We start from the raw sequence: 25,050 nt of genomic DNA, 5'->3' as shown, positions 1-25,050 counted from the left end.
TACTGATAAAAAAAGAGACCCCCACGTTTCCGCTAGGTCTCTTTTGATTTACTTAGTTGCTACTTCTGCTTCAGGGTAAACAGAAACTTGACGTTTGTCACGGCCTAAACGTTCGAAACGAACAATTCCATCAACTAAAGCGAATAATGTGTCATCTCCACCACGCTTAACGTTTTTGCCTGGGTAGATATGAGTTCCACGTTGACGGTATAAAATTGTACCAGTCGTTACTGATGAACCATCAGCGGCTTTTGTACCTAAACGACGTCCAGCAGAGTCACGACCGTTAGATGATGAACCACCAGTTTTATGGTGAGAGAAGAATTGTAGATTCATTTTTAACATGTGTTTACACCTCCAAATTAAAAGGATTATTATTTTACTTCAACATAATTCGAATATTGTTTTGAAATATCCTTAAGACCATTCATAAAGCTTTTAAGTAAAGTCTGGACCTTAACATCATCCCAGTGCTCATCAGGAATCTTAACCTGGAGATAACCTCCATTCTTTTCATCCTGTTTAACAAAGGGATCAACATCACAAACAGTAATTAAACCGTTCACAGAAGAAATAGCCAACGCTGACACAGCAGCACAAACAATGTCATGTCCGTACTCCCCAGAATCAGCATGCCCGGTTACTTTAAATCCAGTAATTAGATTATGATTTAAATCAAACTTAGCTTTAATCATGAGAATTAAGCATTAATTTTGTTGATAGTAACTTTAGTGTAAGGTTGTCTGTGACCCTTCTTTGATTGAGCGCCCTTCTTAGGCTTGTATCTAAAGATACGGATCTTCTTGCCCTTACCTTGCTTATCAACTTTTCCTTCGACTGAAGCACCATCAACTAATGGTGAACCAACCTTAGGAGTCTTACCACCAACAAAGACAACATCATCAAAAGTAACTTTATCGCCTTCATTAGCATCAAGCTTTTCAACAAAAATGGCTTCGCCTTCGGCAACTTTGTATTGCTTACCACCGGTTTCAATAATTGCGTACATGTAGTGCACCTCCCTATAATTTGCTTAGACTCGCCAGTATTAAGTGCCTAATGGACTTAAAAACTCATACTGAGCGGTTGTAGCTGTGGAAGTCCACAATTACAACATCATAAGTATATAAAAATTACTGGTATAAGTCAAATTAAAAAGGCACATCTCCTAAAAGATGTACCCTTTTAAATATGTCGCAGGAGCGATTCGAACGCTCGACCTACGGTTTAGAAGACCGTTGCTCTATCCAGCTGAGCTACTGCGACATAAACTCAAACAACAAGAACAATTATATTGAATATTAAACTATAAGTCAATGGTTTTTAATATATTACTAGATTTAGTGGTTATCTAAGACCGTGTTCAAGTCATTTTGAATCATTTCATCAAACTTGTCTGTGATTTCTTCTGCCTGAAAGCCTAGATCAACAATTCCAAACTTCAAAAACAAGGTCCAAGCGTGTTTATACCCAATTTTGCTCTTTTCGTAATAACTTTTGAGCAGCATATTTAGCATTGACAAATACAACGAATTTAAATCATCAGTTTTCTTCATTGCAGACAATTTATTTAACGTTTGTTCATCTACATTAATAATGTCAGTCCAGCTTTGTAAATTAGCGATTAACAGAAAGTCCCGAAGTGTCTTGACATAATTCTCTAATTGGTAGTCTCGATTGCCACTGGGAACGGTAATATCCGTCTTTAACATCCCTGAACTTTTAGCCAGTTCACTCATGTGAATATTAAGTGAAACGTAAGAACTTGAAACATGGGTTCCTGGTTTCCAAATTTTCTGATTTTTGGCATCTAACTGTCGGTATAAGTTAACCGTGTCCGATACCATTTTACTGATATTCATATTTACTTCCTCCATTCTTTAATTTGACGTTCAATTTGTTGAATTTCATCTGGATGTTGCACTAAATCATACCAACTGACGCTCATCTTGTTTCTAAACCACGTTAGTTGCCTCTTAGCATAATGTCGTGAGTCTTTCTTGATCTCGCTTCTAACTTGATCAAGATCCTCTCTACCGTCAAAATAAGGGATAAATTCGCGATATCCAATTCCCTTACCAGCAGGAATTTTACGCCCACCACTTTTAAAAAGCCACTCATTTTCTTCAATTAGACCATTTTGCATCATCAGATCAACTCGATCATTAATCCGCTGATATAGAACTTTTCGATCGGTGTTTAATCCAATCACTAAATCATCATATTGTTTCCCAGAATTCACCTGATGTGAAATTGGTTTCCCCGTACTTTCATATACTTCAAGGGCTCGAATAATCCTCCGAGTATTTTCAACGGAAATTTTTGCCGCCGAAACGGGATCAATTTGCTTCAATGTTTCCCACATTTTCTTTGGCCCACTCACTTTTAATTCATCATTTAGTCGAGTACGAATATCAGGATCTTTCTTACTTCCTAAACTCAAACCATTTAACAACGAACTAACATAGAAGCCTGTTCCACCAACAATAATGGGTAAATGCCCACGACTTATGATTTCAGTAATTAATTTTTGGGCTGCTTCAGTAAAATCTGCGACTGAGTACTGCTCATTAACGTCAATAATATTAATTAAATGATGTGGGATTCCCTCTTGTTCAGGTTCAGATACCTTAGCGGTGCCCACATCTAAATGTCGATAAACTTGCATCGAGTCACCCGAAATAACCTCACCATTGAATCGCTTGGCAATCTTAATTGATAAGTTCGTTTTCCCAACTGCCGTTGGACCAACAATTGCTAATAATTTTTCCATAAATTCACCTAATTTAATGATGTTCTATACTGGATATATTAGCGCAAATAAAGCATAATAGACAAGTAGATAATAAAAAGGAGGCAATGACTATGAGTAAATTTACACAAGGATTTACTACCGGAGTTGCGGCATGTGTTGGAATTGCTGCAGGAGTTTGGCTTTCATTTAAGAAGACAGTGGTTCAACCAATCGAAGAACAAGAATCTAAGATTGATGAAAACCGCAAGAAGGCAAACCGAAAGAGTCATTCAGCTCATTTAAGTTAATAATATTCAGCAAAAAAGAGAACTCAACTGAGTTCTCTTTTTTATTTAACCTTTTTTAATCTTGCCATCCCATCTTTGATATCCTTCATCAAGGATTGAGATGTCTTTAAAACCCTTTTTATGAAGAAGCTTAGCAGCTTTCATGCTCAAAGTCTTATTTTGATCATACAAATAAACTGGTAGATCTGGCCTCAGTTCTTGATAAAAACTTCGAAAAGTTGAATATGGCATGTTCCTTGCACCTAAAATATGTCCATCGTTAAAAGCCTTACTTTCACGTAAGTCAATAACTTGAGATTTGCGAATCCCTTTTTGAAATTCGTCTTCATTCAAAAACTTACAATAACGTTTGGCCATTAAAATAGTAAATTCATGATACAACCACCAAATTAACAAAACCACTCCCAGAGTGATCAAAAAATAAAGAACTGAAACTATCACGCTACTCAATTAAAATCTCTCCAATACTTTTATCTAAATTGTAATGCTAATGAAGCTGCTCCAATCACACCAGCATCATTCCCCAATTGGGCTAATTTAATTTTAGTTGAATCACGAATTGATGGGAAGGCGTTTTCTTGGAAATATCGAGTGGTTGGTTGAAGCAAAGTGTTACCTGCATTCGAAACTCCACCACCAATAATAATACTTGCGGGATTAAGAGTGTTTCCAATGTCGGATAAAGCAAGACCAAGGTAGAAACAAATTCGGTTAACTACTTGGTTTGCCAAAATGTCACCATTGTCTGCTAAGTAGAAAATCATCTTAGAAGTAATCTTTTCATCAGTATTTTCTAGGTCTTTTAGACGCGAATGTCCATTAAATTCTTTTGACATGTCTTTTGCGACATGAACAATTCCAGTTGCTGAAGCATACTGTTCCAAACAACCTTTCTTTCCACAAGTACAGAGATAACCATTTGGTTGAACAGCAATATGACCAACTTCACCGGCACCACCGTTAACACCGTGGAGCAGTTTCCCGTTGGCAATCACTCCACCACCAACTCCAGTTCCTAAAGTAACGAAGACAACATCATCTTCAGTGCTACCTGCACCTCTCCAGTATTCTCCTAAGGAAGCCACATTGGCATCATTATCTAATTGAAACGGTAACCCAACCCCATTTTGAATTAATTCTCTAACTGGTTGTTCATCCTTCCAGTTAAGGTTGAAAGCTTCTGAAACCGTACCCTTCTCACGATTTACCGTTCCAGGTGTTCCCATTCCAATTCCAACAAAGTCATTAATGGTTTTATCAGAATCTTCGATGTGTTTGTTGATTGACTTGACGATATTTTCAACGATGTGAGCACCTTTGTCACTAGTGTCGGTAAGCACTCTCCACTTATCAAGAACCTCACCATTTTCGTCCAAAAAAGCCATTTTGGTGGTCGTACCACCTAAGTCAATTCCAATCAAATTCTTTGCCATTCTATAGACCTCCCGTCTCATTTTTAGATTTTAAGTTTTTCTCTTCAATTCTGTGTTCACGTGTTAATACCAGTTTTGCGGATGTAAACTCTCGATCACTAACTACATGAGCATCATGGAGATGGTCAAGTTCCAGAGCCATCACCTCAATATCCCAAAGTCGTTTCCCGACATATACATATATTCCAAATTTTTTTAACAGTTGTTGAACATCATATAAAGTTGTCATTTTTAATCATCATCCTAAATTAACTATGTATAACGTGTCAACGAACAGAACCTAAATAGTACATTATTATTATACCAATAATTAAAGCGGTTGCATAAAATAATCGCATAATTTTATTTAAATTGATATTTTGTCTTAATCCTACAACAAAACTGACCAAGTAACCACCAATGAATCCACCGATGTGACCATAAATGTCAATCCCCGGAGTAAAAATATCAAACACTAAGTTAATTACCACAAAGAGAACGAACGTTTTCGCTGTACTTCTCACAAAATCATTACCACGATACTGAAATGCAATCATCAAAAAAGCACCAAATAATCCAAAGATAGCAGTACTAGATCCAGCTGAAATTCCATTTCCGAGGGCAAAACTCATCAGATTACCACAAACTCCAGAAACCATAAAGATGATGAAATACCTTAAGTGCCCAACAATTGGCTCAATCAATTTTCCCAAATAATATAATGTAATTCCATTGATTAGAATGTGTTGAAAGCCAATGTGAACAAAGATTGGGGTAATTAACCGCCACCATTGTCCATCCCGGACCAGTTGATTCGACTGAGCACCAAATTTCAATAAATTAAATACGTTTTCTGATCCGCCACTCACGGTCATCAATAAATAAATCACAATCATGACAAATAATAACAAATATGTGACCCACGGATAATTATTAATCCTTCTAATCTTTTGTCTTATCATGCTCATCCTCTATAAATAATTTGATCTAATTTAACGTCAAAATTCTCTGGCTTCCAATCTAAAGCAGAGATAATTTGTTCCTCTTGAGCTAGCGCTACTTTATATCCTTTAAAATGTGATAAGTATCGATCATAAAAACCGGCCCCATAGCCAATTCTCTGCTTGCTTTGGGGGTTAAATGCCACCCCTGGAACAATCATTAAATCAATTTTATTCGATTTAACCACTGAACCAGCAACTGGTTCCCAAATTCCAAATCTAGTTTGCTGGAAAACCAAATTATGATCCATTTCAACAAATTCCATCTGATGATTTGGTAAGGTTCTGGGGACAACAATCCGTTTGCCTTCACCTAAAGCCCTGAAAATAATGGGAGCCGTGGGAATTTCATTTGTCGTATTCATGGTCGTAGCTACTATGTCAGCGTGATTCCATTCTGAAAGATGAAAAAGTTCTACATACAGATCAAAAAACTTTTGATCTGATTGTGTAGCACCTTCCATTTTATTTAATATTTGCTTTCTAACTTTATCCTTATTCAATTTTAGCACCCATTAATTTTATAATAAAAAAGATCTTGGGCAATAACCCAAAATCTTATTTTGTTTCGCGATGTAAAGTAACTTTTCTTTCACGTGGGCAATACTTTTCTAATTCTAAGCGATCGGGATTGTTACGACGACTCTTAGTTGATAAGTAATTGCGTTCGTGGCATTCAGTACATTCCAAAGTGATATGAACACGCATGTCAAATACCTCCAAACATATTCGTTTTTTTAACTAACTCAACAATCATAATCTTAACATCTTTAAACTTAGATATCCAGTCCTTTTAACATAATGTTAAGTATTTTCCCTTAACAGCAACTAAGGCTTGTTCTGAACATCTGACCAGTATGCTTGATAAATTTGTTTAGCTAAATTCAAGTTATTATTTTCAGCATTAACAGGTAGATTTGGAATTGCAAGGGCAACCACCACTTGAGGATCCTTTGAAGGTGCATATGATGCCAAACTTAAAGTAACCGTTGGCTTACCTTCATAAAAGGTCTGAGCAGTACCAGTTTTCGCAGAAACCTCTGGAGAGATACTGGATAGATCTCCACCAGTCTTGTATTTATTGGTACCATGAACAACCTGGTATAGTCCTTGCGTAACAACGTTTCGCTCTGCTGGAGTCATTGGAATTTCATTTAGCACTGTCGGCATTGTGGTATTTTGAACGGCCCCAAGTTGGCCATTCTTCGTGTTAGTTGATCTTACGTTTTGAACAACATGGGGTTTCATCCGATACCCACCATTAGCAATTGTTGACATATATTGAGCTAACTGAATCGTAGTGTATGAATCATAGTTACCAAACGATTCATCAAGTGCTTTACCAATGTTAGCAAAGGTTGATGGTCCTTGAATTCCGGCAGTTTCACCAGGTAAATCAATTCCGGTTTTAACTCCTAATCCAAATTGATTGAAGTAATTTCGCTCAGTGTTAAAGACGTTAGGACTCATGTTTAACGAACCCCCGGCCTTATACTTAAAGCCGCCTTCCTTCATAGCAAGCTGCATCATGTATGAGTTCGATGAAACTTCCAGTGCCCCTTGAGCATTAACGGACATGTTAGCTTCCCCATTCTTATTAAACCACGAACTCTTTTTAGCTCCACCAATATCAATTGGCATATCTTCCATCGTACTACTATTTGGGGTAATAACTTTATCCATCAATGCTCCAGATACCATAGCACCCTTTACGACGGATCCCATTACGATAGCACTGTTGATCGTTCCTAATTCGTTTGGCGTGATTTTCCCAGTCTTAGGATCACGATTTACTCCAGCCATTCCAATAACTGCACCATTCTTGGGATTCATGACGACCGCATAAGCTCCGGTTGAATTACCAACTCCTCCTGACTCAGAACCCTTTACTAGATCTTGGAGTTTATTCTGAAATTTGGAATTAATGGAAAGTTGAAGGTTTTGACCACGCTGGCCAGGATACTTCTTAACCTCTTTAACAATCTTATTATCACCACCGACTTTTACTTCAGTCTGTGATTTTGATCCTCTCAAAACTGGTTCATATTGTTGTTCCAAATTACTTTGACCAACGGAATCATTTCTCGAATATCCTTCAGCTAATAATTCATTAACCCGATCAGATGGTAATCCCGTTTTACTAGAGGACACGTTTCCAACAATGCTCTGAATTTCATTACCAGATGGATAATCACGCGACCAACTCGTTCCAACTTGAACTCCGGGCATTTCAGCAGCGTGTTCACCTACTTCAGCAATTTCCTTGTTACTTACCCCATCAGTTTTAATATTGGTGGTTGATAATTGATAAGCCCCACTCATTTCAGTAAAAATAGCAGCGGCGTTCTTCATTTGAGGTGTAACCTTAATAAGCTTGCCATCCTGAATCATATCTAAGGCTTTATCGTAAGCAGCTTGAGGTGCTAATTTTTCACCGTTAGGAACGGCCTTCGTTGCTTTGGTTAAATTAGTTTTATCAGCTAAGTAATATTCACCAATTTGTTTCTTAGTAAGTGTCTTGGTTGGAATGGTAATGTAACTACCAAGCTTATTGGCATTATTATAAATCTCCTGTGGCATGACACTTAAGCCCTTAGTATAAGTGATAGCTCGATGAGTTTTGTTCCCAACTAAAACCTTCCCCGTTGAATCATAGATCATTCCACGAGGAACGTTTCCGTATTTCACTGAATTATCACTTTGATTAACATCTGACTTATATACTGACCCCTGAAAAATTTGCATGTATGCTAAACGAAAGACCAAAACCGCAAACAATATTCCCACAATAGCAAAAATAAAATTCAATCTAAACGGGATCTTGGAATTACCGTTTCGACGGCTTGAACCACGGCTTCTTCTCCTAAATAACCGATCAAAAAAGTTTTTCACAACGCTAACGCTCCTTAACTAACATTAATAACTCGAATTCATTATTTATGACGCTTTTTTTAATTCATGTATGATAACCTATTTACTAGAAAAACAATCAAGCTGATTCCATTATAATTCACCAGTTTGATAAATTAATGAGGTAATCAAATGCTTAACCAAAAAATAAAAAAAATTTTGTCTAAGAATTTGTCATTAATTCTAGGCTTTTTGATACCACTAGTCATTATGGCATTATATGCAGTATATCGCAATATGGCTCCCTTCGGCAATAACACGATTTTAACGGTTGACTTAGGCCAACAATACATTGATTTTTTTGCTTACTTTAGAAGAGCAATTTTACAACATCCATCATCTATTTTTTACTCTTTTTCGAATGGTTTAGGAAATGAAATGATTGGAACATGGGCATACTATTTAATGAGTCCCTTAAATCTCATTCTGCTTTTCTTCAGTAATGACAATTTACCAATCGGAATCTTATTTCTTCTTTTAATCAAAATTGGCCTATCCGGCTTCACTTTCAGCGTTCTCATAAAGAAGCTCAAGCTTACCAAATCATGGTTAATTTCATCATCATTTGCAACCGCATACGCTTTAAATGGTTGGATGGTAGCTAACAACTTAAACATTATTTGGTTAGACGCCATGATTTTGCTTCCCTTAATTACATTAGGGCTCTCTCAACTTTTAAAAAATAAGCATTCGGCACTGTTCATCATTTCTTACACTGCCATGTTAATCATCAACTACTACATGGCTTATATGATCACCATCTTTATCATCTTATTAACAATTTATTATTTAGCTGTTAATGCCAAGAGCATCAAAGAAGCTGCCACTAAACTACTACGACTTCTTATCAACGGAATCATTTCCGTTGGACTAGCTGCTTTCATCTTATTCCCTGTCTTTTACTCTTTGCTTAATTCAAAGGGACAAGGATTCTCGTCTAAATTAAATTTTAAGTTTGAATACCCCATTTTAGACATTGTCACCAAGTTAACTCCTGGATCATTTAACTTTGATCAAATGCCGAATGGACTACCAAACATTTTTGTTTCTTCAATGATCCTAGTGTTATTTTTATTGTTTTTTATTAATCGAACCTTTTCTAAAAGGCTTCGATTCGCCACTTTCATAATGACAATTTTTCTCATCTTGTCAGCTTGTTTTGAACCACTTAATCTATTCTGGCACGCCTTTCAATTTCCAATATGGTATCCATACCGCTTTTCATTTGTAATTTGCTTCTGGTTAATTATGGTTACCTTAACAAGTTTAAAGCACATTCGATCCATCAACCTCACACAAAAAGGCCTTTGGATCATAATAATAATCTTAATAGCAATGATTGGATACACTTGCCTTAGAATTCCCAAATATAACTATTTAAAGTGGTACACAGTGACAATTGAAGGATTAATGATATTAGCTTCACTAATTGTCTTAATAACTCCATTCCGCAAAGAAAAATGGTTTAATGCTGGTATTTTTTCATTGGTCATTTTTGGTATTGCCACTAATCTTTTCCTATCACTAGACAACATTTCATATTTAAGTAACGTTGAATACCGAGGTTACGTGACAAAACTAAACCAAGTAACCACGAATCTTCATGCCAAATCTTCTAACCAGCTTTTTCGTATCAATAAAGATTTTTCCCGCACTAAAAATGATCCGTTTAACTTTGGCTTCAACGGTGCGTCTCTATTTTCTTCCGTTATGAATCCTCAAATGTCGAACTTGATCGGTAATCTTGGTCAACCAAATGGAGACGGAGTCATTGAATATTCTAGTGGAACCATGGTTTCGGACGCGTTATTATCCATGAATTATCATATTGCTCGCCCATTGACTGCATCCGTTGACGTTCCTGGGATTCGCGAGTTCCCTGAAAGATATGATCAAGCCGCTTATAAATATCAAAATAATGTCGCGGGATTCTCATTATATAAAAACCAGTACGCCCTGCCAATGCTATTTAGTGCTAGTAAGCAGGCAATTACGAGCCAGGCTACTAGTGCCGATCCAATCCAATATCAGTCAGAGTTGTGGTCCAATCTAACCGGTAACCAAAGTGTTAGGAGGAACCTTTTTTCAAACCGCAACTTTGACAACGTGAGATATAACAATGTAACTAAACATAACCAATTAACTGGTACGACTTTTAATAAAGTTAACCTACTCAAGCCGGCATCATTAGAACTCGAATTTAACCCACAGACTAATGACTCCTACTATTTGACCCTTGGTACTGAAATGCAAAATAGCAAGTGTGATTTATTCGTAAATGGTAATCAATTATCACTTAGTCCCGAATCAAATTCCATCAAGGTGATAAACATTGCCAACCAATCAAAGGACAAAGTTGTTGACGTTAAAATCCAATTCAAGAAATCATCGTTGTGGCTTCAGAATTTTACTCTCTACCAATTAAATAATTCTCTTTTTAAGCAGACTGACCGTCAACTCCAAGCAGGATCGATCAAGGTTACTAGTCCTAATTCAAGAAGGGTTAATGCCATTATCGATACCAACAATTCAAAGTCCGTTGTGGCTTCAAGTATCCCTTATTCAAAGGGATGGCACGCTAAAGTTAACGGAAAAAATCATCCTCTTACCAAATGGGATAATTACTTTATTGCCATAAAAATTGGTAAGGGCAAGCAAAACATTCAGCTTTCATATTGGCCAACATTTTTAAACCTTGGAATCTTGGTAAGTGTGCTAACGTTACTTATATTACTTGTCCAAACCAGATTCAAAAAATTACGTAAATAAATAAGACAATCGTCAGTTAAGACGATTGTCTTATTTAAATTGCACAATTATTTAACTGATAAAATTTTAACGTGCATAACGCCCGCGGGAATATCAATATCAACATTCTCTCCTACTTTGTGTCCAAGTAAAGCTTGGGCAATCGGAGAATCATTTGAAATTTTTCCACTCATTGGATCTGCTTCAGCGGCTCCAACGATTTTAAACGTTTCAGGATCTTCATCGGGCAATTCTTTAAACTGAATTTCTTTTCCGACCGTAACTTCATCTTCATCGGTTTCTTCTTTATCAACAACCTGAGCATATTGGAGCATGTGTTCAACCGTAGCAATTCGACTTTCTAACATGCTTTGCTCATTCTTTGCTGATTCGTATTCAGAATTCTCAGATAAATCACCATAACTTCTAGCAACTTTAATTCGATCAACAATCTTAGGACGCTGATTAACTTTCAAATCCTTTAATTCAGTTTCAAGCTTTTCCTTACCCTCTTGCGTCATTGGATACATTTCATCTTCAGCCATTCTTACACCTCACTAATTTATTCAAAATTAAAATACCATTTAAATCAAGATTTAGCAACTTAACTAGATTGTCGTATCAATTGCATTACTAATTGGATCATCACCAATGTCATTTAAAATCGACTGAATTTTAGTAACAAGTAAGTCAATTGCCACTTGATTTTTTCCACCTTCAGGGATAATTATATCAGCATACCGTTTCGTCGGCTCAACAAATTGAAGGTGCATTGGACGAACCGTTGCCAAGTACTGCTGAATTACTGAATCAAGTGACCGTCCCCGTTCACTTGTATCCCTTTGAATTCTTCTGATTACCCGAATGTCGGCATCGGTATCAACGTACACTTTAATGTCCATCAAATCACGTAATCTTTTATCATCGAGAATCAAAATGCCCTCAACAATGATGACATCCCGCGGTTCCTGAGTAATCGTCTTGCTACTCCGCGTGAACTTAGAGTAGTCATAAACTGGTTTTTCAATTGATTCATAATTTAAAAGTTGCTTTAATTGTTTAACCATCAAATCGGTATCAAAAGCTAGTGGATGATCATAATTAACTTGTCTTCTTTCATCCATCGTCATATTAGCTTGATCCTTGTAGTAAGAATCTTGTTGCAAAATTGCAATGGAATGCCCTAACAAACGGTGCAGTATTGCACGACTAACCGTCGTTTTTCCACTACTAGAACCACCAGTGACCCCAATAATAACTGGTCTTTCCTTCTTTTTCACCATGTCTCTCCTCCACTACCGATTAATGTGAGTTTTAATGTTATTTTGTTGTTCTTTCAAGTTTTTAGCGTAATAAATCTTTTTGGTCTTGTTATCAGCCAAGAAATACAAGTATCCCTTATCCATATCCGTTGGATACAAAACCGCATGAACTGAACTTAATGAAGGACTATCAAACGGACCAGGTCCAAATCCCTGGTTGATATAAAGATTATATTTAGAATTAACCGTCAGGTCACGTTTAGAAAGGGTCTTAGTATTCTTATGAAGTGCATATAAAACAGCTACATCTGATTGGAGTGGCATTTTCTTCTCAATTCGATTTCTAAGTACCCCAGCCATCTTATTGCGATCATCCTGGCTAACGCCTTCCCGTCCAATCAATGAAGCTAAAGTCAGGGTTTGTTGTACCGTTAACTTTTGATCTTTCATTCGTTGATAATATGGCTGATACATTGCGTTACTCTTAGCAAGCATCAAACTCACCAACATCTTTAACGATGAATGTTTTGGAACCGGGTAAGTTGCCGGATACAGATACCCCTCAAAAAAGTAGCGAGTGTCTTTTGCATTTTTAGCTGAACTTAACAGCTCAGGATAATTTTGTACCATGGCATCAAAGAACTTACGGTCCTTCATAAGGGACAGAAACTCATCTTTAGAGAAATCGGTATTCTTAGCAATGATATCCGCAATTTGATCAATGTTATCACCCTCAGGAATGATTAGTTTACTATTGGTACTTTGAATTGGCTCAGAACTTCCACCCTTTTGGAGATTCTGCGCAATGTTATCCAAAGACATCGAAGGCTTCAATTGATAATATCCGGACTTAAAATTAGTAATATTGTGAGACTTAACGTAGTAATTAAACACCATTCCACTTTTAACCACTTTCGATTTTTGTAAGATCGCACCAATTTTTTTGGTAGATGATCCCCTGGGAATGTCGACTTGGGTCACTTGCTGATCATGGGGATCAAGTGGTTGAAGGGATGTTTTGAAGTAATGATGACCAATTAACACAATTGCAATGACTAAAATCACAATAATTACAATCACTGAATAAATAATTTTCTTGCCAAACGAACTGGTCTTGGCTTTCAAAATGACACCCTTTAAACGTTTCTTTTTGTCATCCATTACAAATCCGCCTTTATCTAATCTCAGCGTTTAACTCGTTAGTTAAGCGCTTTTGAATTTTATCTACTGCTTTATCAACAGTCTCATCTTTTAAGGTGGCGTTGGGATCTTCAAATGTCAAAGAATATGCAATTGATTTTTTACCTTCAGGGACATTACTACCTTGGTATACATCAAACACGGTAGCATCTTGTAAGTATGCGCCGCCTCTTCTAGTAATTAATTTATTAATATCAGCATTCGTAACGTTCTCATCAACTAACATGGCAATATCACGGTGAATTGCTGGGTATTGACCGACCTTTTGATATTGTTGGCCCGATTTTGGTGCTGTATATAAATAATCAAGATCTAGTTCAAAAACATAGGTTTCCTTAATCTTAAATTGCTTAGCAACTTTAGGATGAACTTCACCAATAAATCCAATAAGATGGTCATCTAGTTTAATCAGAGCGGTTCTACCAGGATGCATATCGGCCATTTTGTCCGTAGAAACATAAGTGATATGTCCCTTTAAAGAAAGGCTTGCCAAATACTTTTCCAGAATTCCCTTAATTTGATAAAAATCAACTGGCTTGGCCTTTTGGTCCCAACTATTAGCAACAAGTGATCCAGAAATGGCACCAGCAATATGTTCCACTTCATCAGGTCGAACCTGATCTTCATCTTGTTTGTAAAAGACCCGTCCTTGCTCATAAAGTGGTACGTTCAAAACATTTCGTGCCTGATTATAAGCCACGTCATCCAATAAACCTGAAATCAAATTCATTCTTAAAATAGCATGATCTTCAGTCATGGGCCACTGTAATGGGGTTTCTGAACTAGTTCTTAACATAAACATTTTTGCTTTTTCTTGAGTAGTTAATGAATAAGACATTGCGTGAGTTAGTCCAAGTCCTTCAAGCGTTTCCCTTGATTTCCTGATCATTTCTTGTTTGGGGGTTAATCCGCCTTCAGTTGTCTGAGTAATTGGTAATGTAGACGGAATGTTATCATATCCATATATTCGAGCTACCTCTTCAACTAGATCAGCATCAATTTTAAGATCCCAGCATCTAGTTGGAACCGTGACAGTCAGATTATCACCGGATTCTTCTACACCAAATCCTAAACGTTTAAAAATTGAAACAATTTCTTTAACACTAAGGTTCGTGCCGAGGACATGGTTAATATAAGAAGCCGAAATTGAAATGACACGTGGTTGAACTTCTTCATTACTACCATTAACAACGCCTTGTTCCGACTCACCGTTGGCCAGGTCTTCTGCCATCCCAGCGGCATACTCAAGGGCTGCTTCAACGTTTCCATGGTCAACTCCACGTTCAAAACGCTGCGAGGCATCCGTGTGGAGAAGCTGTTTCTGGGCCATTTTTCGTGTCTTAACGGGATCAAAGACACCCGCTTCAAAAACAATATTCTTGGTCTCAGACGTTACTTCCGTGTCCTTACCACCCATTAATCCAGCGAGTGCGATTGGTTTATCATCCGCAATTACAACATCAGTACTGGTTAACTTTCGATCATTTCCGTCCAAGGTAGTAATTACTTCACCATCTTTAGCATTTCTGACCTCAAGATCCTTTGAATTCAACTTATCCAAATCATAAGCATGCATTGGTTGCCCAACTTTAACCATGATGAAGTTAGTAATATCAACAATGTTATTAATCGGCTTAATACCAGAATTCCATAACTTAATCTGGAGCCACAATGGACTTGGCTTCACATCCACATTTTCGACAACTTTCAGCTTATAAATTGGAGCTAAGTTAGGATCTGCTTTTGCCGAAATAAGTTCGTCAGTGTCATGGGTCCCAGTGGGTGCACTAGCATGCTCAATGAAATTAACTTTTTCATCAAAAACGGCGCCCAAATCATATGCCGTACCACGAACACTCAACATGTCACCACGATTAGGCGTAACGTCTAGGTCAATTAGGGATTCGTTCATTCCTAGATAGTTATAAACTTCATCGCCAACCCTAGCGTTATCTGGCAAGAAATAAATGCCGTCCTTCCATTCATCAGGAATGATTGATTTATCAAAGCCAATCTCATCAAGCGCACATAGCATTCCATTTGATTCAACACCACGCATTTTAGACTTCTTGATTTTAACATTATCCGCAATTCGGGCACCTGACAAGGCAACAATGACTTTTTTACCGATCTCAACGTTTGGAGCACCACAAACAATTTGAATGGGTTCATCTTCACCAACATCGACTTGTGTAATATGAAGATGATCGGCATCTGGATGATCTTTAATGGACAAAATTTGACCAACCACGATTTTTTTAAGTCCATCACTCCGTTTAAAAACAGAATCAACCTCAACGGACGTTTTCTCAATTTTATTAGCTAGTTCTTCGGGAGAAAGCTTAATTTGAACATAATCTTTCAACCATTCATAAGATATCAGCAAATTTATTTCCTCCTTTAATCAAACTGTGACAAGAATCTTAAATCATTAAGGTAGAAGTCACGAATATCATCAACACCGTATTTCAACATGGCAAAACGATCTGGTCCAACTCCGAATGCAAAACCACCATATACATTACTATCGACTCCAGCCATTTTTAAGACGTTTGGATGTACCATGCCGGCTCCAAGAACTTCGATCCAACCAGTGCCTTTGCATACATCACATCCCTTACCGTTACAATTAAAGCAGGTAATGTCTGCCTCAACTGATGGTTCCGTAAAGGGGAAATAACTAGGTCTCAGTCGAACCTGAAATTTATCACCAAAAAGTTTATGAGTCATCACTTCAAGGGTTCCCTTAAGATCAGCCATCGTGATGTGTTTATCGATCACAATTCCTTCTACTTGATGAAACTGATGCGAATGAGTCGGATCATCAGTATCACGTCTATAAACGACCCCCGGTGAAACCATTTTTAATGGTCCCTTAGTAAAATCATGTTTTTGAAGAGCACGGGCCTGCATTGGTGATGTATGAGTTCTCATAAGAATGTCTTTAGTAATATAAAAAGTATCCTGCATGTCCCTAGCCGGATGGTTTTTAGGTAAGTTCATCATTTCAAAATTATAAACTTCCTCTTCAACTTCAGGACCAGAAAGAACTTGGTATCCCATTCCGATAAAAATATCATCAATCTCATCGATGATCTGTTGAATAACATGAGGATGTCCCTTTGGAACTGAATCACCTGGAAGAGTTACATCAATTTTTTCATCCTTTAATTTTTGATTTAAGGCTGCCTGATCTAATTCTGCCCTTTTAGAATCAATTGTTTTTGCGAGTTCATCTCTTAATTTATTTGCCAAACTACCAATCTTAGGTCTTTCTTCAACTGGCAATTCAGAAATTCCATGTAGTGCCTTAGTAATTGATCCTTTTTTCCCTAATAAGTTGACCTTTAAATCATTTAAAGTTTTTCCATCTTGAGCTGCTTTAATGCTTTGTAAGCCATTTGTTTTAATTTGTTCCAAGTCTTCCTTTAAAGCCATGACAACCTCCGTTTCCATAAAAAAAGCTTCGTCCCCAATCAAAGGGACGAAGCATCGCGTTACCACCCAAATTCACACTAAAGTGTGCACTTATAGATGATGAATAACGACATCAACCGAACATTTTTAATATTCAATGCTAACATCAAAAAGCGAATTCAATCGTAACGTTCAATCTCAGCTAATTTGAACTCTCTGTATAAACCGATCTACTACTTCTTTTATCATTGTATTTATTTAAATATTATAGCAATTTAGCAACATGGTCAAGCTTTATCAGGGTCGCACCACTTGTCTGACCAACCATGAACTTCCTTCATAATAGGCCGTAATTCTTCTCCCTTAGTGGTTAATTGATAATGAGCAACTCCTGAGTTACTACCAGCTTGCTTTTCAACAATTCCTTCACGAGCTAACTCCTTTAAACGTTCAGTTAAAACACGATCACTGCAACCTTCAACCTTGTTAGCTAATTCACGAAAGCGAAGTGGCCCCGCCAACAAAAATGATTCGATAATTAAACCATTCCACTTCTTTCCTAGAATTTGAAAAGCGACCTGAAACTTAGGACATAAATGAATTATTTCTTTATCAGTAAAATTCATCTTCACATCCTCCTAACTTATCTTTTTAACAAACCTCTGACCTTTTTCTTCATTGGTGAAAAGAACTCATCAACAGCAGAATAATCATCAACCAAGGAAACAATCACACTTTCCATGTATTTTGGTCTTGCAAGGGTTAGTCCCCACATATGTTTTAAGATAATATCTTGTTCTTTAGGTGTGATGTCAGTAATTTTCTTGGCATTTCTAAGTGCCACTCGGGGATGAATGTAAGCATGAGTTCCTAAATCAAATTTGGTTGTCCGCCAATCATAATAAAAGAGATCATGTAATAAACCACCACGGGCAGCTGCCCGATAATCCAAATTCATTTTTTTAGCAATTTTATAACTCTCGTACGATACCGCAATTGAATGCTTTAGCCTAGTCGAGTGGTGATGTTGGGTATAATCACCCAATTTTTGAATCTGAGGACTTTCTAATAAATCAGAAATAATTGAAACATACTCAGGGTCATTTTTCCATGATTCAGTTTCCATTTTACATTACTCCAATCTGTCTCTACGTTAATTCTACATAATTAGACAAGTCATGTTCAATGATAAAGCCTTACCTTAATAAACAATTTAGCTTTTAATGCGAAACATAATAACCGCAGCCGCAATGGCAACATTTAATGACTCTGCATTTCCTTTAATGGGAATGTATAAGTTATCATTAGTCATTTTTAGTAAGTCTTTATTCATTCCATTTCCCTCGTTACCCATAATTAAGGCAAAATTATCCATTGGCTGGACATCTTGATAATTAATTGCATCTGGATTTAACTCGGTTCCGTATATTTTAACGTGTTGTGCTTTAAATATTTCCATGGCTTTCTTTAAATTCATCCGAATTACAGGCAGATGAAATTGACTGCCCTGCATTGCACGCAAAACTTTACCATTATACTCACTAGAAGTTCCATCACCAAAAATAACACCAGCAAACCCAGCTGCATCGGCAGTTCGCACCATCGTTCCAATGTTGCCTGGATCTTGGACGTTATCAAGTAATAGCCAAGCTCCACTGTCTTTTTGAACGTTAAAACTTTGCTCCTCAATTTTACATACGGCAAAAATCCCCTGAGTCGTCGAAGTATCACTCAATTCGGCCGCAATTTCATCCGATATGACAATAATATTCTCACCAGAAAGATCATCACCATGGGCTAAATACTGGTCCTCGGTAGCCAAGATGGTCACTACTTGATTTAAATTAAGATAATTAATGGCTTCTTGCACCAAGTGCCAACTTTCAATTAAGTATTCACCACTCTTCTGGCGACCCTTATGCGTGTGCAATTTTTTGATTTCTTTAATGGTTTGATTTTGTTTAGAATTAATTCTTTCCATTTATATTCCCTTTCAAATGAATTAGAATTGAGATAGTTGTCTTCATCATATCACAGTCATAGCTTAAGCTTTTAAGGAGATTAATTTGTTAAACAATCAATCGGTCAAAATAACTGTATCAGGACTCGTGCAGGGAGTTGGATTTAGATATAGTACCAAGGAAATTGCTGAACATTACTCAATCAGTGGCAGTGTTAAAAACATGGCAAATGGAAATGTTTTAATTATTGCAAGTGGCTCTAAACAAAATCTCGATAAATTTATCAATGAGATCAAAACTTCGCCTAATAGCTTTGCTCAAATTCAAAACGTAAAGGTACAACCGGTTAAACTTAACCAACATCCTCGTTCATTTAAAATGAAAATATAACTTGAAATTGATGAAATACGCCGATTAGGTTAATATGTAACATGTCACTTAAAAGTTAGGAGTTAACTAAATGAAAAAAATTAAGAAACTGGGCCTTTTCGGTTTTATTGCAATGGTTGGAATATTTCTAACTGGATGTGTAAGAACGGATTCTAAGGGTCGTCCATTTGGATTTGTTTATCATTATCTAGCAATTCCAGGACAACATGTTATGGACTGGTTGGCTCAATATGTTGGTGGTTATGGTTGGGCATTGATTGCCATTACTGTAATCGTTAGAACTCTCCTTCTCCCAATGATGATTAGTCAGATGAAGAAGTCGACGATTCAGCAAGAAAAGATGAATTTGGTCAAACCACAAATGACTAAAATTCAGCAGCTTTTAAAGAAAGCCACCACTCAGGAACAACAAGTTGCCTTGAATCAACAAATGATGCAACTTTATAAGGATAATGGCATTAGCATGACCGGCGGGATTGGATGTTTACCACTCTTGATTCAATTGCCCGTTTTTGCTGCCTTATATGCTGCCATTCGTTACTCACCCGAAGTCTCCCACACTGTTTTCATGGGAATTAAGCTGGGACAATCTAGTATTATATTGGCAATTCTCTCATTTGTAGCATATGCTCTTCAAGGTTATCTTTCCACCGTGGGAATTCCCAAAGAGCAAAAAAAGCAAATGGCTATTATGATGTTAATTAGTCCAATTATGATCTTATTTGTTACCTTATCATCCCCTGCTGGACTAGGAATTTACTTCTTTATTGGTGGATTATTTGCTTGTGTTCAAACTTTTATTATTAACCTTTCCCGTCCTCGAATCAGGAAGCAAATTAATGAAAAGGCAAAACAAAACCCACCCAAAGTTGTTATTCCAAAAGAATTAGAAGAAGAAATCGAGACTGGTAGCGAGCCAGATTCAGACACCACTTCTAACAACCATAAAAGTTCTGCTAAAACTGAAGTTGAAGAAGAACACGAAAATAACCGAAAACGAAATGCTGGAAAGCAACAACATCATCACGATGAATAACTCAGAGAACCGACAAAAATTTGTCGGTTTTTTTATACAAAAAAAGAACTTCAAAAACCCATGGTGTTTTTGAAGTTCTTTTTTAATTAACCTTTTTTGGCAACTACTTCTTTGCCATCATAGTAGCCACAGTTAGGGCATACAAAATGTGATTTACGTAGTTCACCACAGTTAGGACATGGACTCATGCCAGGAACTGATAAACTGTCATGCGAACGACGCATGTTTCTTCTTGCTTTAGAAGTCTTTCTCTTTGGTACAGCCATTATTCACAACCTCCTCTTAATTTGATTTCCACTAGTGAATTTTTAAGTCTTGTCATCGTCTGAAGGTTTGAAATCCTTTAATTTTGCAAGACGTGGATCAACATTTTTATCTTCTTTCTCCTGACGATTAAAATCGTCTTCAGAAATAACCTCCCAGTCATTCCCTTTAGGCATCCCTTTGCCATTTTGTTCCTCAGGTGAAAGAACCTGCATTGGAATGTTTACAATTACATTATCAGCAACGGCCTTATCAAAATCAATCAGGCCGCTATCACCAACAATTAATACAACTTCTTCATTGTCATATCGATTAAGTGCCGTCTCAGTTAATACATAAATCTCACTAATGTGAAAATCCATGGGTAACTTAACTGGCGTCAACGATCGTGAAGAAGGAACTGTCACACTTCCCTTTACGTCTGCATCAATAATGATGTCCCCATTATCGGGAGTTGCTTTAGCAGTAACTTCAAAGGGAGTGGAGTCTAGAATTGTTTCTGGATATCGATGAATCAAATCATCTTTTAAATCCACCGTTTCATGAGTCGTAAACGGTTCTCTCTTATATCCAAGGAGCTTTTCAAATGACCACTTCATAATTAAACCTCCAATGCAACACGATTAATTATACATACCATAATTTTTATTGTCAAGGCTCTGTGCTTGATAGCACAATCGCCTAAATCATAATGGGATGAGTGAACTTATCCTGAACTCTACCATTCAACATTCCATATAAAATTCCTGAATGACATTCTATCTCTAACGTCTTATTAAAGGCATCTTTTCCAATTCGGTCAACAATTGGAAATCTAACCGTCTTTTTAACTTGATTCAAATAATTTCGACCATTCTGATTCATTCCCAAGACACGGATGGCTTGCCTAGAATTCGCCATTTCTGCTTCTGTCATTTGAAACAACGTGTAGACCAACAATCTTTGGAGGCGTGTGTACGTGTATCGTTTAGTTTTAATATCAGTAATAAAAGAATCATAAGTTTGATCTTTTATGGCAGCTCGTTTTAACCGATACTCGAGCCCCTCCCTCATTTGATAAATCCGTCCTAAATCAGACAAACTACTCTGGGTTAATTCATACCTCAGATAAGGCCAAAAATCTGACCAGAAAAGAGGATTTTCAGTTTCAATATGAACTGAGGAACGAGGAATAAATTTTTGATAGGAATCATCATGAGAACGAATTGCAGAACGAATCGCTTTGCCACTAGCAATCTTACCCGCTAGCTTATCACTATTATGTTCGCTTGCATAACGTTTAATTGGAATGAGCTTTAGCGGGCAGCTCAATTGCCGATTAGCCTTAGCATACCAAAATGCCAACGTATCATTTGGCTGATTAAGGTCAATCCCACTCTGTTTTTTAACAGTACGCCGAAATAATTCAGGATAAGTATAGCGATAATCATGAAACTCATTAGATTCCCCAATGGTAACAGTTGCTAATTTCATAAAATTCCAATCACTGTGTTCACTACCAAAGGATAAATATGAACACTTCATACTACTTACAAGATTAACCGCTCGCTGAGCAAAAATACTAGCAGGTTGAACAGCATCCACGATTGGAAGCTCAATCACCAGATCCGCTCCATTTTCTAGGGCCATTTGGGCTCTCACCCATTTATCATAGATCGCAGGTTCCCCTCTCTGGGTCCAATTACCACTCATAAAGACAATGGTAGCATCTGGATGAGTCAATTGTTTAGCCTGCTGTAATTGATAAAGATGTCCGTTATGAAACGGGTCATATTCCGATATTATCCCCATCGCTTTCATCACTATTATTCCTCGCTACATACAAAAAACCATCGCGTCGTATCATCATGAACTTCATCATTACCAAAATCACTGCTTACCCGAACATTATTAAATCCGGCAGACTTTAAAGCGTCCTGATATTCAACCAGTGAATAAGTTCGTTCCTTATGTGTCTCATTATATTCATCAAAAGCATCAAGCTCATGATTGTAATCAAAAAATGATAGATCGTGTTCGACCGAATGTGGAACCTTACCAATAAAAGTATTCCACATAAAAGCATGGTCACCATCATTAGTATTAAACATGTAGCCGGGATAAACAATATCAGTCTGATAAGGTGTAATTACGTCAAATAAAAACTTACCATTGCTACTTAAATGATTTCTCACCTGAGCAAACATCTGCATAACTTGATCAATGTTTGCTAAATAACAAATTGAATCATCAAAACACGTAATTGCCCCATACTTTGGTAATCCATCTAGATCAAGCATGTTAGCGTTAATTAACTCAACATCAAAAATTCCATTTTCATTCAAGTGGTCATTCGCAATCGCTAACATGTCATCAGATAAATCAGCGCCAGCAACTTGATAACCGGCATTTTTCAATTGAACTAATAGTCGTCCAGTTCCACAAGCTAAATCCAAGATCCGAGCACTTTTAGGAACATTACTCACTACAAAGTTACACCACTTTTTATATAATTCATTGTCGAATAGTTCATCATAAAATGATGCAAATTCCCCATAAATCATGCTAGTCTTCACTTATCCAATCGGTAACATCAACATTAGGTGCATCAGACCACAATTTTTCTAAATTGTAAAAGGCTCGTTGTTCACTCTTAAAGATGTGAACAATGATGTCACCCAAATCAATTAAGACCCACGCACCACTATTCAATCCTTCAACACGAAGTACTTCTACGTTTTCTTCATCCAATTTATCAATAATATCATTGGCAATGGCCTTTACTTGACGGGCACTTGGCGCATCCATAATGACAAAGTAACGTCCAACCAATGACAACTTTTCAATATCTAGCACAACGATATCGTGAGCTCGTTTGCTGTCAGCTGTCTCAACAATCCCTTGTAAAACTTTCATATTATTCATAATATCTCCTACTACTTTCCAGCAACAATCACATTAAAAGTTGAAATTGCTCCAGGATAAATTGCTTTTCCATTATTTGCCAAATATGAAATGGTACTCTTAGTTTGGTATTTCACACCATCCCATAGGTTTTGGCGGGTAATTTTCCGAGCTTCACCTACCCCATCAAATTCACGACCAGGTTCAATGTAATCAGCCATATAGGTAATTTGTGCAATCTTATCCATATATGGAGATCCAATTGTATGATATTTAATGGCGTTAAGAATCCGATTGTCATGAATTCCAAGTTCAGACTCAACGATCAAATAACCAACATAACCATGCCAAATTGATCTGCCATAGTTAAGCAATTCGGGATTTAAATGGTGCGATTTAATAATATCGATGAACTCTGAATCAGGACGCTGTTTAGCGTAATCATGAACCAAACCGCTAAGTCCAGCAAGTGTAGGATCAACATCAAATCTTTTTGCTAAATCAATGGCCGTGTCTTCAACTCTTAAACAATGTTGAAACCGTTTGTCTTTTAATGTGTCCTTTAATTTGGCAATAATTTGGTCTCGGTTATACTTAGAATACTTTTGATAATCTAATTTTTCCTTATTCATATAAATGATGCTCCTCAATATAATGTAAAACCTCGTCTGGCAATAAATATCGAACGCTACTTCCATTTTTGATATTTGACCGAATGAGCGACGATGAAATTGCAACCTCAGGAGAATTAATCCAAGTAACGGGATAATCAGTTCCTTTGGAATTTCCTGGACGATTAACTCCCACAAATTTAACCATTTTTATCAAATCATCAATTCGATACCACTTTGGCAGATATTCAACCATATCACCACCAACAATAAAGTAATAGTCAACGTTTGGATGCAACTGCTTCAATTCACTTAGGGTATCATAACTGTAACTTTTTCCCCTTCGCTTTATTTCAATCAATTCAATCTGAAATTTAGAATTATTTTTAATCGCCAAGTTAATCATATTCACCCGATCTTGAGCGTCGATGGCCGTTTTATGATCAACGTGTGGAGGAAGATAATCCGGCATAAACAACACGGAATCAAGGCTTAATTGCGTCAACGCCTGCTCAGCCATAATTAAATGTCCATAGTGAATCGGATTAAAAGTTCCCCCTAAGATTCCAATCCTTTTACGCATTTATCAATCTCCTATAAATCAGATACTTCAACTGATAACTTACGTGAACTTTCTTTACTAGACTCCTTAAATAATAAGAGAGTTTTTCCAATGGTCTGAACAATTTGAATGTCAGAGTTTTCTTCAATAAATTGTTTTACGTCCTTAACGTCAACATCGGCAGTTTGTTGAATGTTAATCTTAATTAATTCCCGATTATCAACCGCGTTTTCTACTTCATCCAACCACGTTTGATCTAATCCATTCTTACCAACCGAAAAAATAGGACGCATATGATTGGCCTTTGATCTCAAAAATCGTTTTTGTTTTCCCTTTAAATCCATCATTAAA

32 protein-coding genes, 1 tRNA gene and 2 other annotated features are annotated in these 25,050 nt (G+C 36.9%); of the genes, 4 read left to right on the top strand and 29 right to left on the bottom strand.

All coding sequences use genetic code 11. The features are described 5' to 3' along the window. Positions 1-48: 48 nt before the first annotated feature. The 6 genes from rpmA to miaA all read right to left on the bottom strand — a co-directional run bounded on the left by rpmA (position 49) and on the right by miaA (position 2,773). Positions 49-345, bottom strand: a complete 297-nt coding sequence (rpmA, locus tag LfDm3_RS02705; RefSeq protein WP_010021538.1) for a 50S ribosomal protein L27 — start codon at positions 343-345, stop codon at positions 49-51. A 29-nt stretch (positions 346-374) separates the two neighbouring features. Continuing rightward, complete coding sequence (locus tag LfDm3_RS02700) at positions 375-695, bottom strand: ribosomal-processing cysteine protease Prp (protein WP_010021540.1); 321 nt, start codon at positions 693-695, stop codon at positions 375-377. Positions 696-700: 5 nt separating this feature from the next. Further along, positions 701-1,009, bottom strand: a complete 309-nt coding sequence (gene rplU, locus LfDm3_RS02695; protein ID WP_010021542.1) for a 50S ribosomal protein L21 — start codon at positions 1,007-1,009, stop codon at positions 701-703. Positions 1,010-1,025: 16 nt separating this feature from the next. Next, positions 1,026-1,098 (bottom strand) — a sequence feature (ribosomal protein L21 leader region). A gap of 94 nt (positions 1,099-1,192) precedes the next feature. Further along, positions 1,193-1,266, bottom strand: a tRNA-Arg gene (locus LfDm3_RS02690). 74 nt (positions 1,267-1,340) lie between these two features. After that, positions 1,341-1,862: a hypothetical protein gene (locus tag LfDm3_RS06680; RefSeq protein ID WP_052236582.1), complete on the bottom strand. Its 522-nt coding sequence runs from the start codon at positions 1,860-1,862 to the stop codon at positions 1,341-1,343. 2 nt (positions 1,863-1,864) lie between these two features. Beyond that, on the bottom strand, positions 1,865-2,773 hold the full coding sequence (miaA, locus tag LfDm3_RS02680; protein ID WP_039143938.1) for a tRNA (adenosine(37)-N6)-dimethylallyltransferase MiaA: 909 nt from the start codon (positions 2,771-2,773) through the stop codon (positions 1,865-1,867). A 92-nt stretch (positions 2,774-2,865) separates the two neighbouring features. Here miaA and LfDm3_RS06755 point away from each other — a divergent pair, with 92 nt between their 5' ends. Continuing rightward, positions 2,866-3,042, top strand: a complete 177-nt coding sequence (locus LfDm3_RS06755; RefSeq protein ID WP_010021546.1) for a DUF3042 family protein — start codon at positions 2,866-2,868, stop codon at positions 3,040-3,042. Positions 3,043-3,087: 45 nt separating this feature from the next. Here LfDm3_RS06755 and LfDm3_RS02675 read toward each other — a convergent pair whose 3' ends face one another. From LfDm3_RS02675 to LfDm3_RS02650, 7 genes are all read right to left on the bottom strand, one after another. Then, positions 3,088-3,492, bottom strand: a complete 405-nt coding sequence (locus tag LfDm3_RS02675) for a rhodanese-like domain-containing protein (protein ID WP_052236581.1) — start codon at positions 3,490-3,492, stop codon at positions 3,088-3,090. Between the two features lie 20 nt (positions 3,493-3,512). Further along, entirely contained in the window at positions 3,513-4,475 is a 963-nt protein-coding gene (locus LfDm3_RS02670; RefSeq protein ID WP_010021548.1) for an ROK family glucokinase, read from the bottom strand. Position 4,476: 1 nt separating this feature from the next. Beyond that, entirely contained in the window at positions 4,477-4,704 is a 228-nt protein-coding gene (locus tag LfDm3_RS02665; RefSeq protein ID WP_010021549.1) for a YqgQ family protein, read from the bottom strand. 37 nt (positions 4,705-4,741) lie between these two features. After that, entirely contained in the window at positions 4,742-5,416 is a 675-nt protein-coding gene (locus LfDm3_RS02660; RefSeq protein ID WP_082019954.1) for a rhomboid family intramembrane serine protease, read from the bottom strand. Between the two features lie 2 nt (positions 5,417-5,418). Next, positions 5,419-5,967, bottom strand: coding sequence for a 5-formyltetrahydrofolate cyclo-ligase (locus tag LfDm3_RS02655; RefSeq protein WP_225349311.1), 549 nt, complete (start codon positions 5,965-5,967; stop codon positions 5,419-5,421). A 46-nt stretch (positions 5,968-6,013) separates the two neighbouring features. Further along, a complete protein-coding gene (gene rpmG / locus LfDm3_RS06750) occupies positions 6,014-6,163 on the bottom strand; it encodes a 50S ribosomal protein L33 (protein WP_081454141.1) in 150 nt (49 codons plus the stop codon). Positions 6,164-6,283: 120 nt separating this feature from the next. Then, positions 6,284-8,347, bottom strand: coding sequence for a peptidoglycan D,D-transpeptidase FtsI family protein (locus LfDm3_RS02650; protein ID WP_039143932.1), 2,064 nt, complete (start codon positions 8,345-8,347; stop codon positions 6,284-6,286). 150 nt (positions 8,348-8,497) lie between these two features. Between LfDm3_RS02650 and LfDm3_RS02645 the strand changes: the two genes are divergently transcribed. Further along, positions 8,498-11,134 carry a YfhO family protein gene (locus LfDm3_RS02645; protein WP_039143930.1) on the top strand — a complete coding sequence of 879 codons (2,637 nt, stop codon included), beginning with the start codon at positions 8,498-8,500 and terminating at the stop codon, positions 11,132-11,134. Between the two features lie 47 nt (positions 11,135-11,181). Here the strand turns inward: LfDm3_RS02645 and greA are convergent, their stop codons facing one another. The 8 genes from greA to LfDm3_RS02605 all read right to left on the bottom strand — a co-directional run bounded on the left by greA (position 11,182) and on the right by LfDm3_RS02605 (position 18,973). Then, entirely contained in the window at positions 11,182-11,658 is a 477-nt protein-coding gene (gene greA / locus LfDm3_RS02640; protein ID WP_010021557.1) for a transcription elongation factor GreA, read from the bottom strand. 63 nt (positions 11,659-11,721) lie between these two features. Further along, complete coding sequence (gene udk / locus LfDm3_RS02635; protein WP_010021558.1) at positions 11,722-12,396, bottom strand: uridine kinase; 675 nt, start codon at positions 12,394-12,396, stop codon at positions 11,722-11,724. 12 nt (positions 12,397-12,408) lie between these two features. Further along, positions 12,409-13,536 (bottom strand): endolytic transglycosylase MltG, encoded by a 1,128-nt coding sequence (mltG, locus tag LfDm3_RS02630; RefSeq protein ID WP_052236580.1) that lies wholly within the window; start codon positions 13,534-13,536, stop codon positions 12,409-12,411. Between the two features lie 13 nt (positions 13,537-13,549). After that, positions 13,550-15,961: a phenylalanine--tRNA ligase subunit beta gene (pheT, locus tag LfDm3_RS02625; protein WP_039143929.1), complete on the bottom strand. Its 2,412-nt coding sequence runs from the start codon at positions 15,959-15,961 to the stop codon at positions 13,550-13,552. A gap of 14 nt (positions 15,962-15,975) precedes the next feature. Beyond that, on the bottom strand, positions 15,976-17,013 hold the full coding sequence (gene pheS / locus LfDm3_RS02620) for a phenylalanine--tRNA ligase subunit alpha (RefSeq protein ID WP_039144011.1): 1,038 nt from the start codon (positions 17,011-17,013) through the stop codon (positions 15,976-15,978). A 39-nt stretch (positions 17,014-17,052) separates the two neighbouring features. Next, positions 17,053-17,250: a binding site (T-box leader), on the bottom strand. A 29-nt stretch (positions 17,251-17,279) separates the two neighbouring features. Continuing rightward, entirely contained in the window at positions 17,280-17,618 is a 339-nt protein-coding gene (locus LfDm3_RS02615; RefSeq protein WP_010021564.1) for a winged helix-turn-helix transcriptional regulator, read from the bottom strand. Between the two features lie 17 nt (positions 17,619-17,635). Further along, positions 17,636-18,118: an HDIG domain-containing metalloprotein gene (locus LfDm3_RS02610; RefSeq protein ID WP_010021565.1), complete on the bottom strand. Its 483-nt coding sequence runs from the start codon at positions 18,116-18,118 to the stop codon at positions 17,636-17,638. An 87-nt stretch (positions 18,119-18,205) separates the two neighbouring features. Then, positions 18,206-18,973: a TrmH family RNA methyltransferase gene (locus tag LfDm3_RS02605; protein WP_010021566.1), complete on the bottom strand. Its 768-nt coding sequence runs from the start codon at positions 18,971-18,973 to the stop codon at positions 18,206-18,208. Positions 18,974-19,058: 85 nt separating this feature from the next. Here LfDm3_RS02605 and LfDm3_RS02600 point away from each other — a divergent pair, with 85 nt between their 5' ends. Both LfDm3_RS02600 and yidC read left to right on the top strand, forming a co-directional pair. After that, on the top strand, positions 19,059-19,343 hold the full coding sequence (locus LfDm3_RS02600; RefSeq protein WP_039143928.1) for an acylphosphatase: 285 nt from the start codon (positions 19,059-19,061) through the stop codon (positions 19,341-19,343). Positions 19,344-19,413: 70 nt separating this feature from the next. Further along, on the top strand, positions 19,414-20,379 hold the full coding sequence (gene yidC / locus LfDm3_RS02595; RefSeq protein WP_039143927.1) for a membrane protein insertase YidC: 966 nt from the start codon (positions 19,414-19,416) through the stop codon (positions 20,377-20,379). Positions 20,380-20,465: 86 nt separating this feature from the next. Here the strand turns inward: yidC and rpmF are convergent, their stop codons facing one another. From rpmF to yhbY, 8 genes are all read right to left on the bottom strand, one after another. Continuing rightward, positions 20,466-20,645, bottom strand: coding sequence for a 50S ribosomal protein L32 (gene rpmF / locus LfDm3_RS02590; RefSeq protein WP_010021570.1), 180 nt, complete (start codon positions 20,643-20,645; stop codon positions 20,466-20,468). A 42-nt stretch (positions 20,646-20,687) separates the two neighbouring features. Further along, positions 20,688-21,242: a YceD family protein gene (locus LfDm3_RS02585; RefSeq protein ID WP_039143925.1), complete on the bottom strand. Its 555-nt coding sequence runs from the start codon at positions 21,240-21,242 to the stop codon at positions 20,688-20,690. An 82-nt stretch (positions 21,243-21,324) separates the two neighbouring features. Continuing rightward, positions 21,325-22,443: a nucleotidyltransferase gene (locus LfDm3_RS02580; protein WP_225349313.1), complete on the bottom strand. Its 1,119-nt coding sequence runs from the start codon at positions 22,441-22,443 to the stop codon at positions 21,325-21,327. 5 nt (positions 22,444-22,448) lie between these two features. Continuing rightward, positions 22,449-23,186 (bottom strand): class I SAM-dependent DNA methyltransferase, encoded by a 738-nt coding sequence (locus LfDm3_RS02575; RefSeq protein WP_039143920.1) that lies wholly within the window; start codon positions 23,184-23,186, stop codon positions 22,449-22,451. 1 nt (position 23,187) lies between these two features. Next, on the bottom strand, positions 23,188-23,547 hold the full coding sequence (gene rsfS, locus LfDm3_RS02570; RefSeq protein ID WP_039143918.1) for a ribosome silencing factor: 360 nt from the start codon (positions 23,545-23,547) through the stop codon (positions 23,188-23,190). Between the two features lie 11 nt (positions 23,548-23,558). Beyond that, positions 23,559-24,158 (bottom strand): bis(5'-nucleosyl)-tetraphosphatase (symmetrical) YqeK, encoded by a 600-nt coding sequence (yqeK, locus tag LfDm3_RS02565; RefSeq protein ID WP_039143916.1) that lies wholly within the window; start codon positions 24,156-24,158, stop codon positions 23,559-23,561. Next, the gene (locus LfDm3_RS02560) at positions 24,151-24,720 is read right to left on the bottom strand and encodes a nicotinate-nucleotide adenylyltransferase (RefSeq protein ID WP_082019953.1); all 570 of its coding nucleotides are present in this window, start codon (positions 24,718-24,720) and stop codon (positions 24,151-24,153) included. The genes yqeK and LfDm3_RS02560 overlap by 8 nt, the downstream gene beginning before the upstream one ends. 11 nt (positions 24,721-24,731) lie before the next feature. Further along, positions 24,732-25,043 (bottom strand): ribosome assembly RNA-binding protein YhbY, encoded by a 312-nt coding sequence (gene yhbY, locus LfDm3_RS02555; RefSeq protein WP_039143913.1) that lies wholly within the window; start codon positions 25,041-25,043, stop codon positions 24,732-24,734. Positions 25,044-25,050 lie beyond the last annotated feature (7 nt).

It is taken from the genome of Fructilactobacillus fructivorans (assembly GCF_000814735.1).
Lineage (GTDB): Bacteria > Bacillota > Bacilli > Lactobacillales > Lactobacillaceae > Fructilactobacillus > Fructilactobacillus fructivorans.
The sequence above is the reverse complement of the archived record's forward strand: the minus strand, read 5'-3'. Positions and strand labels throughout refer to the sequence as shown.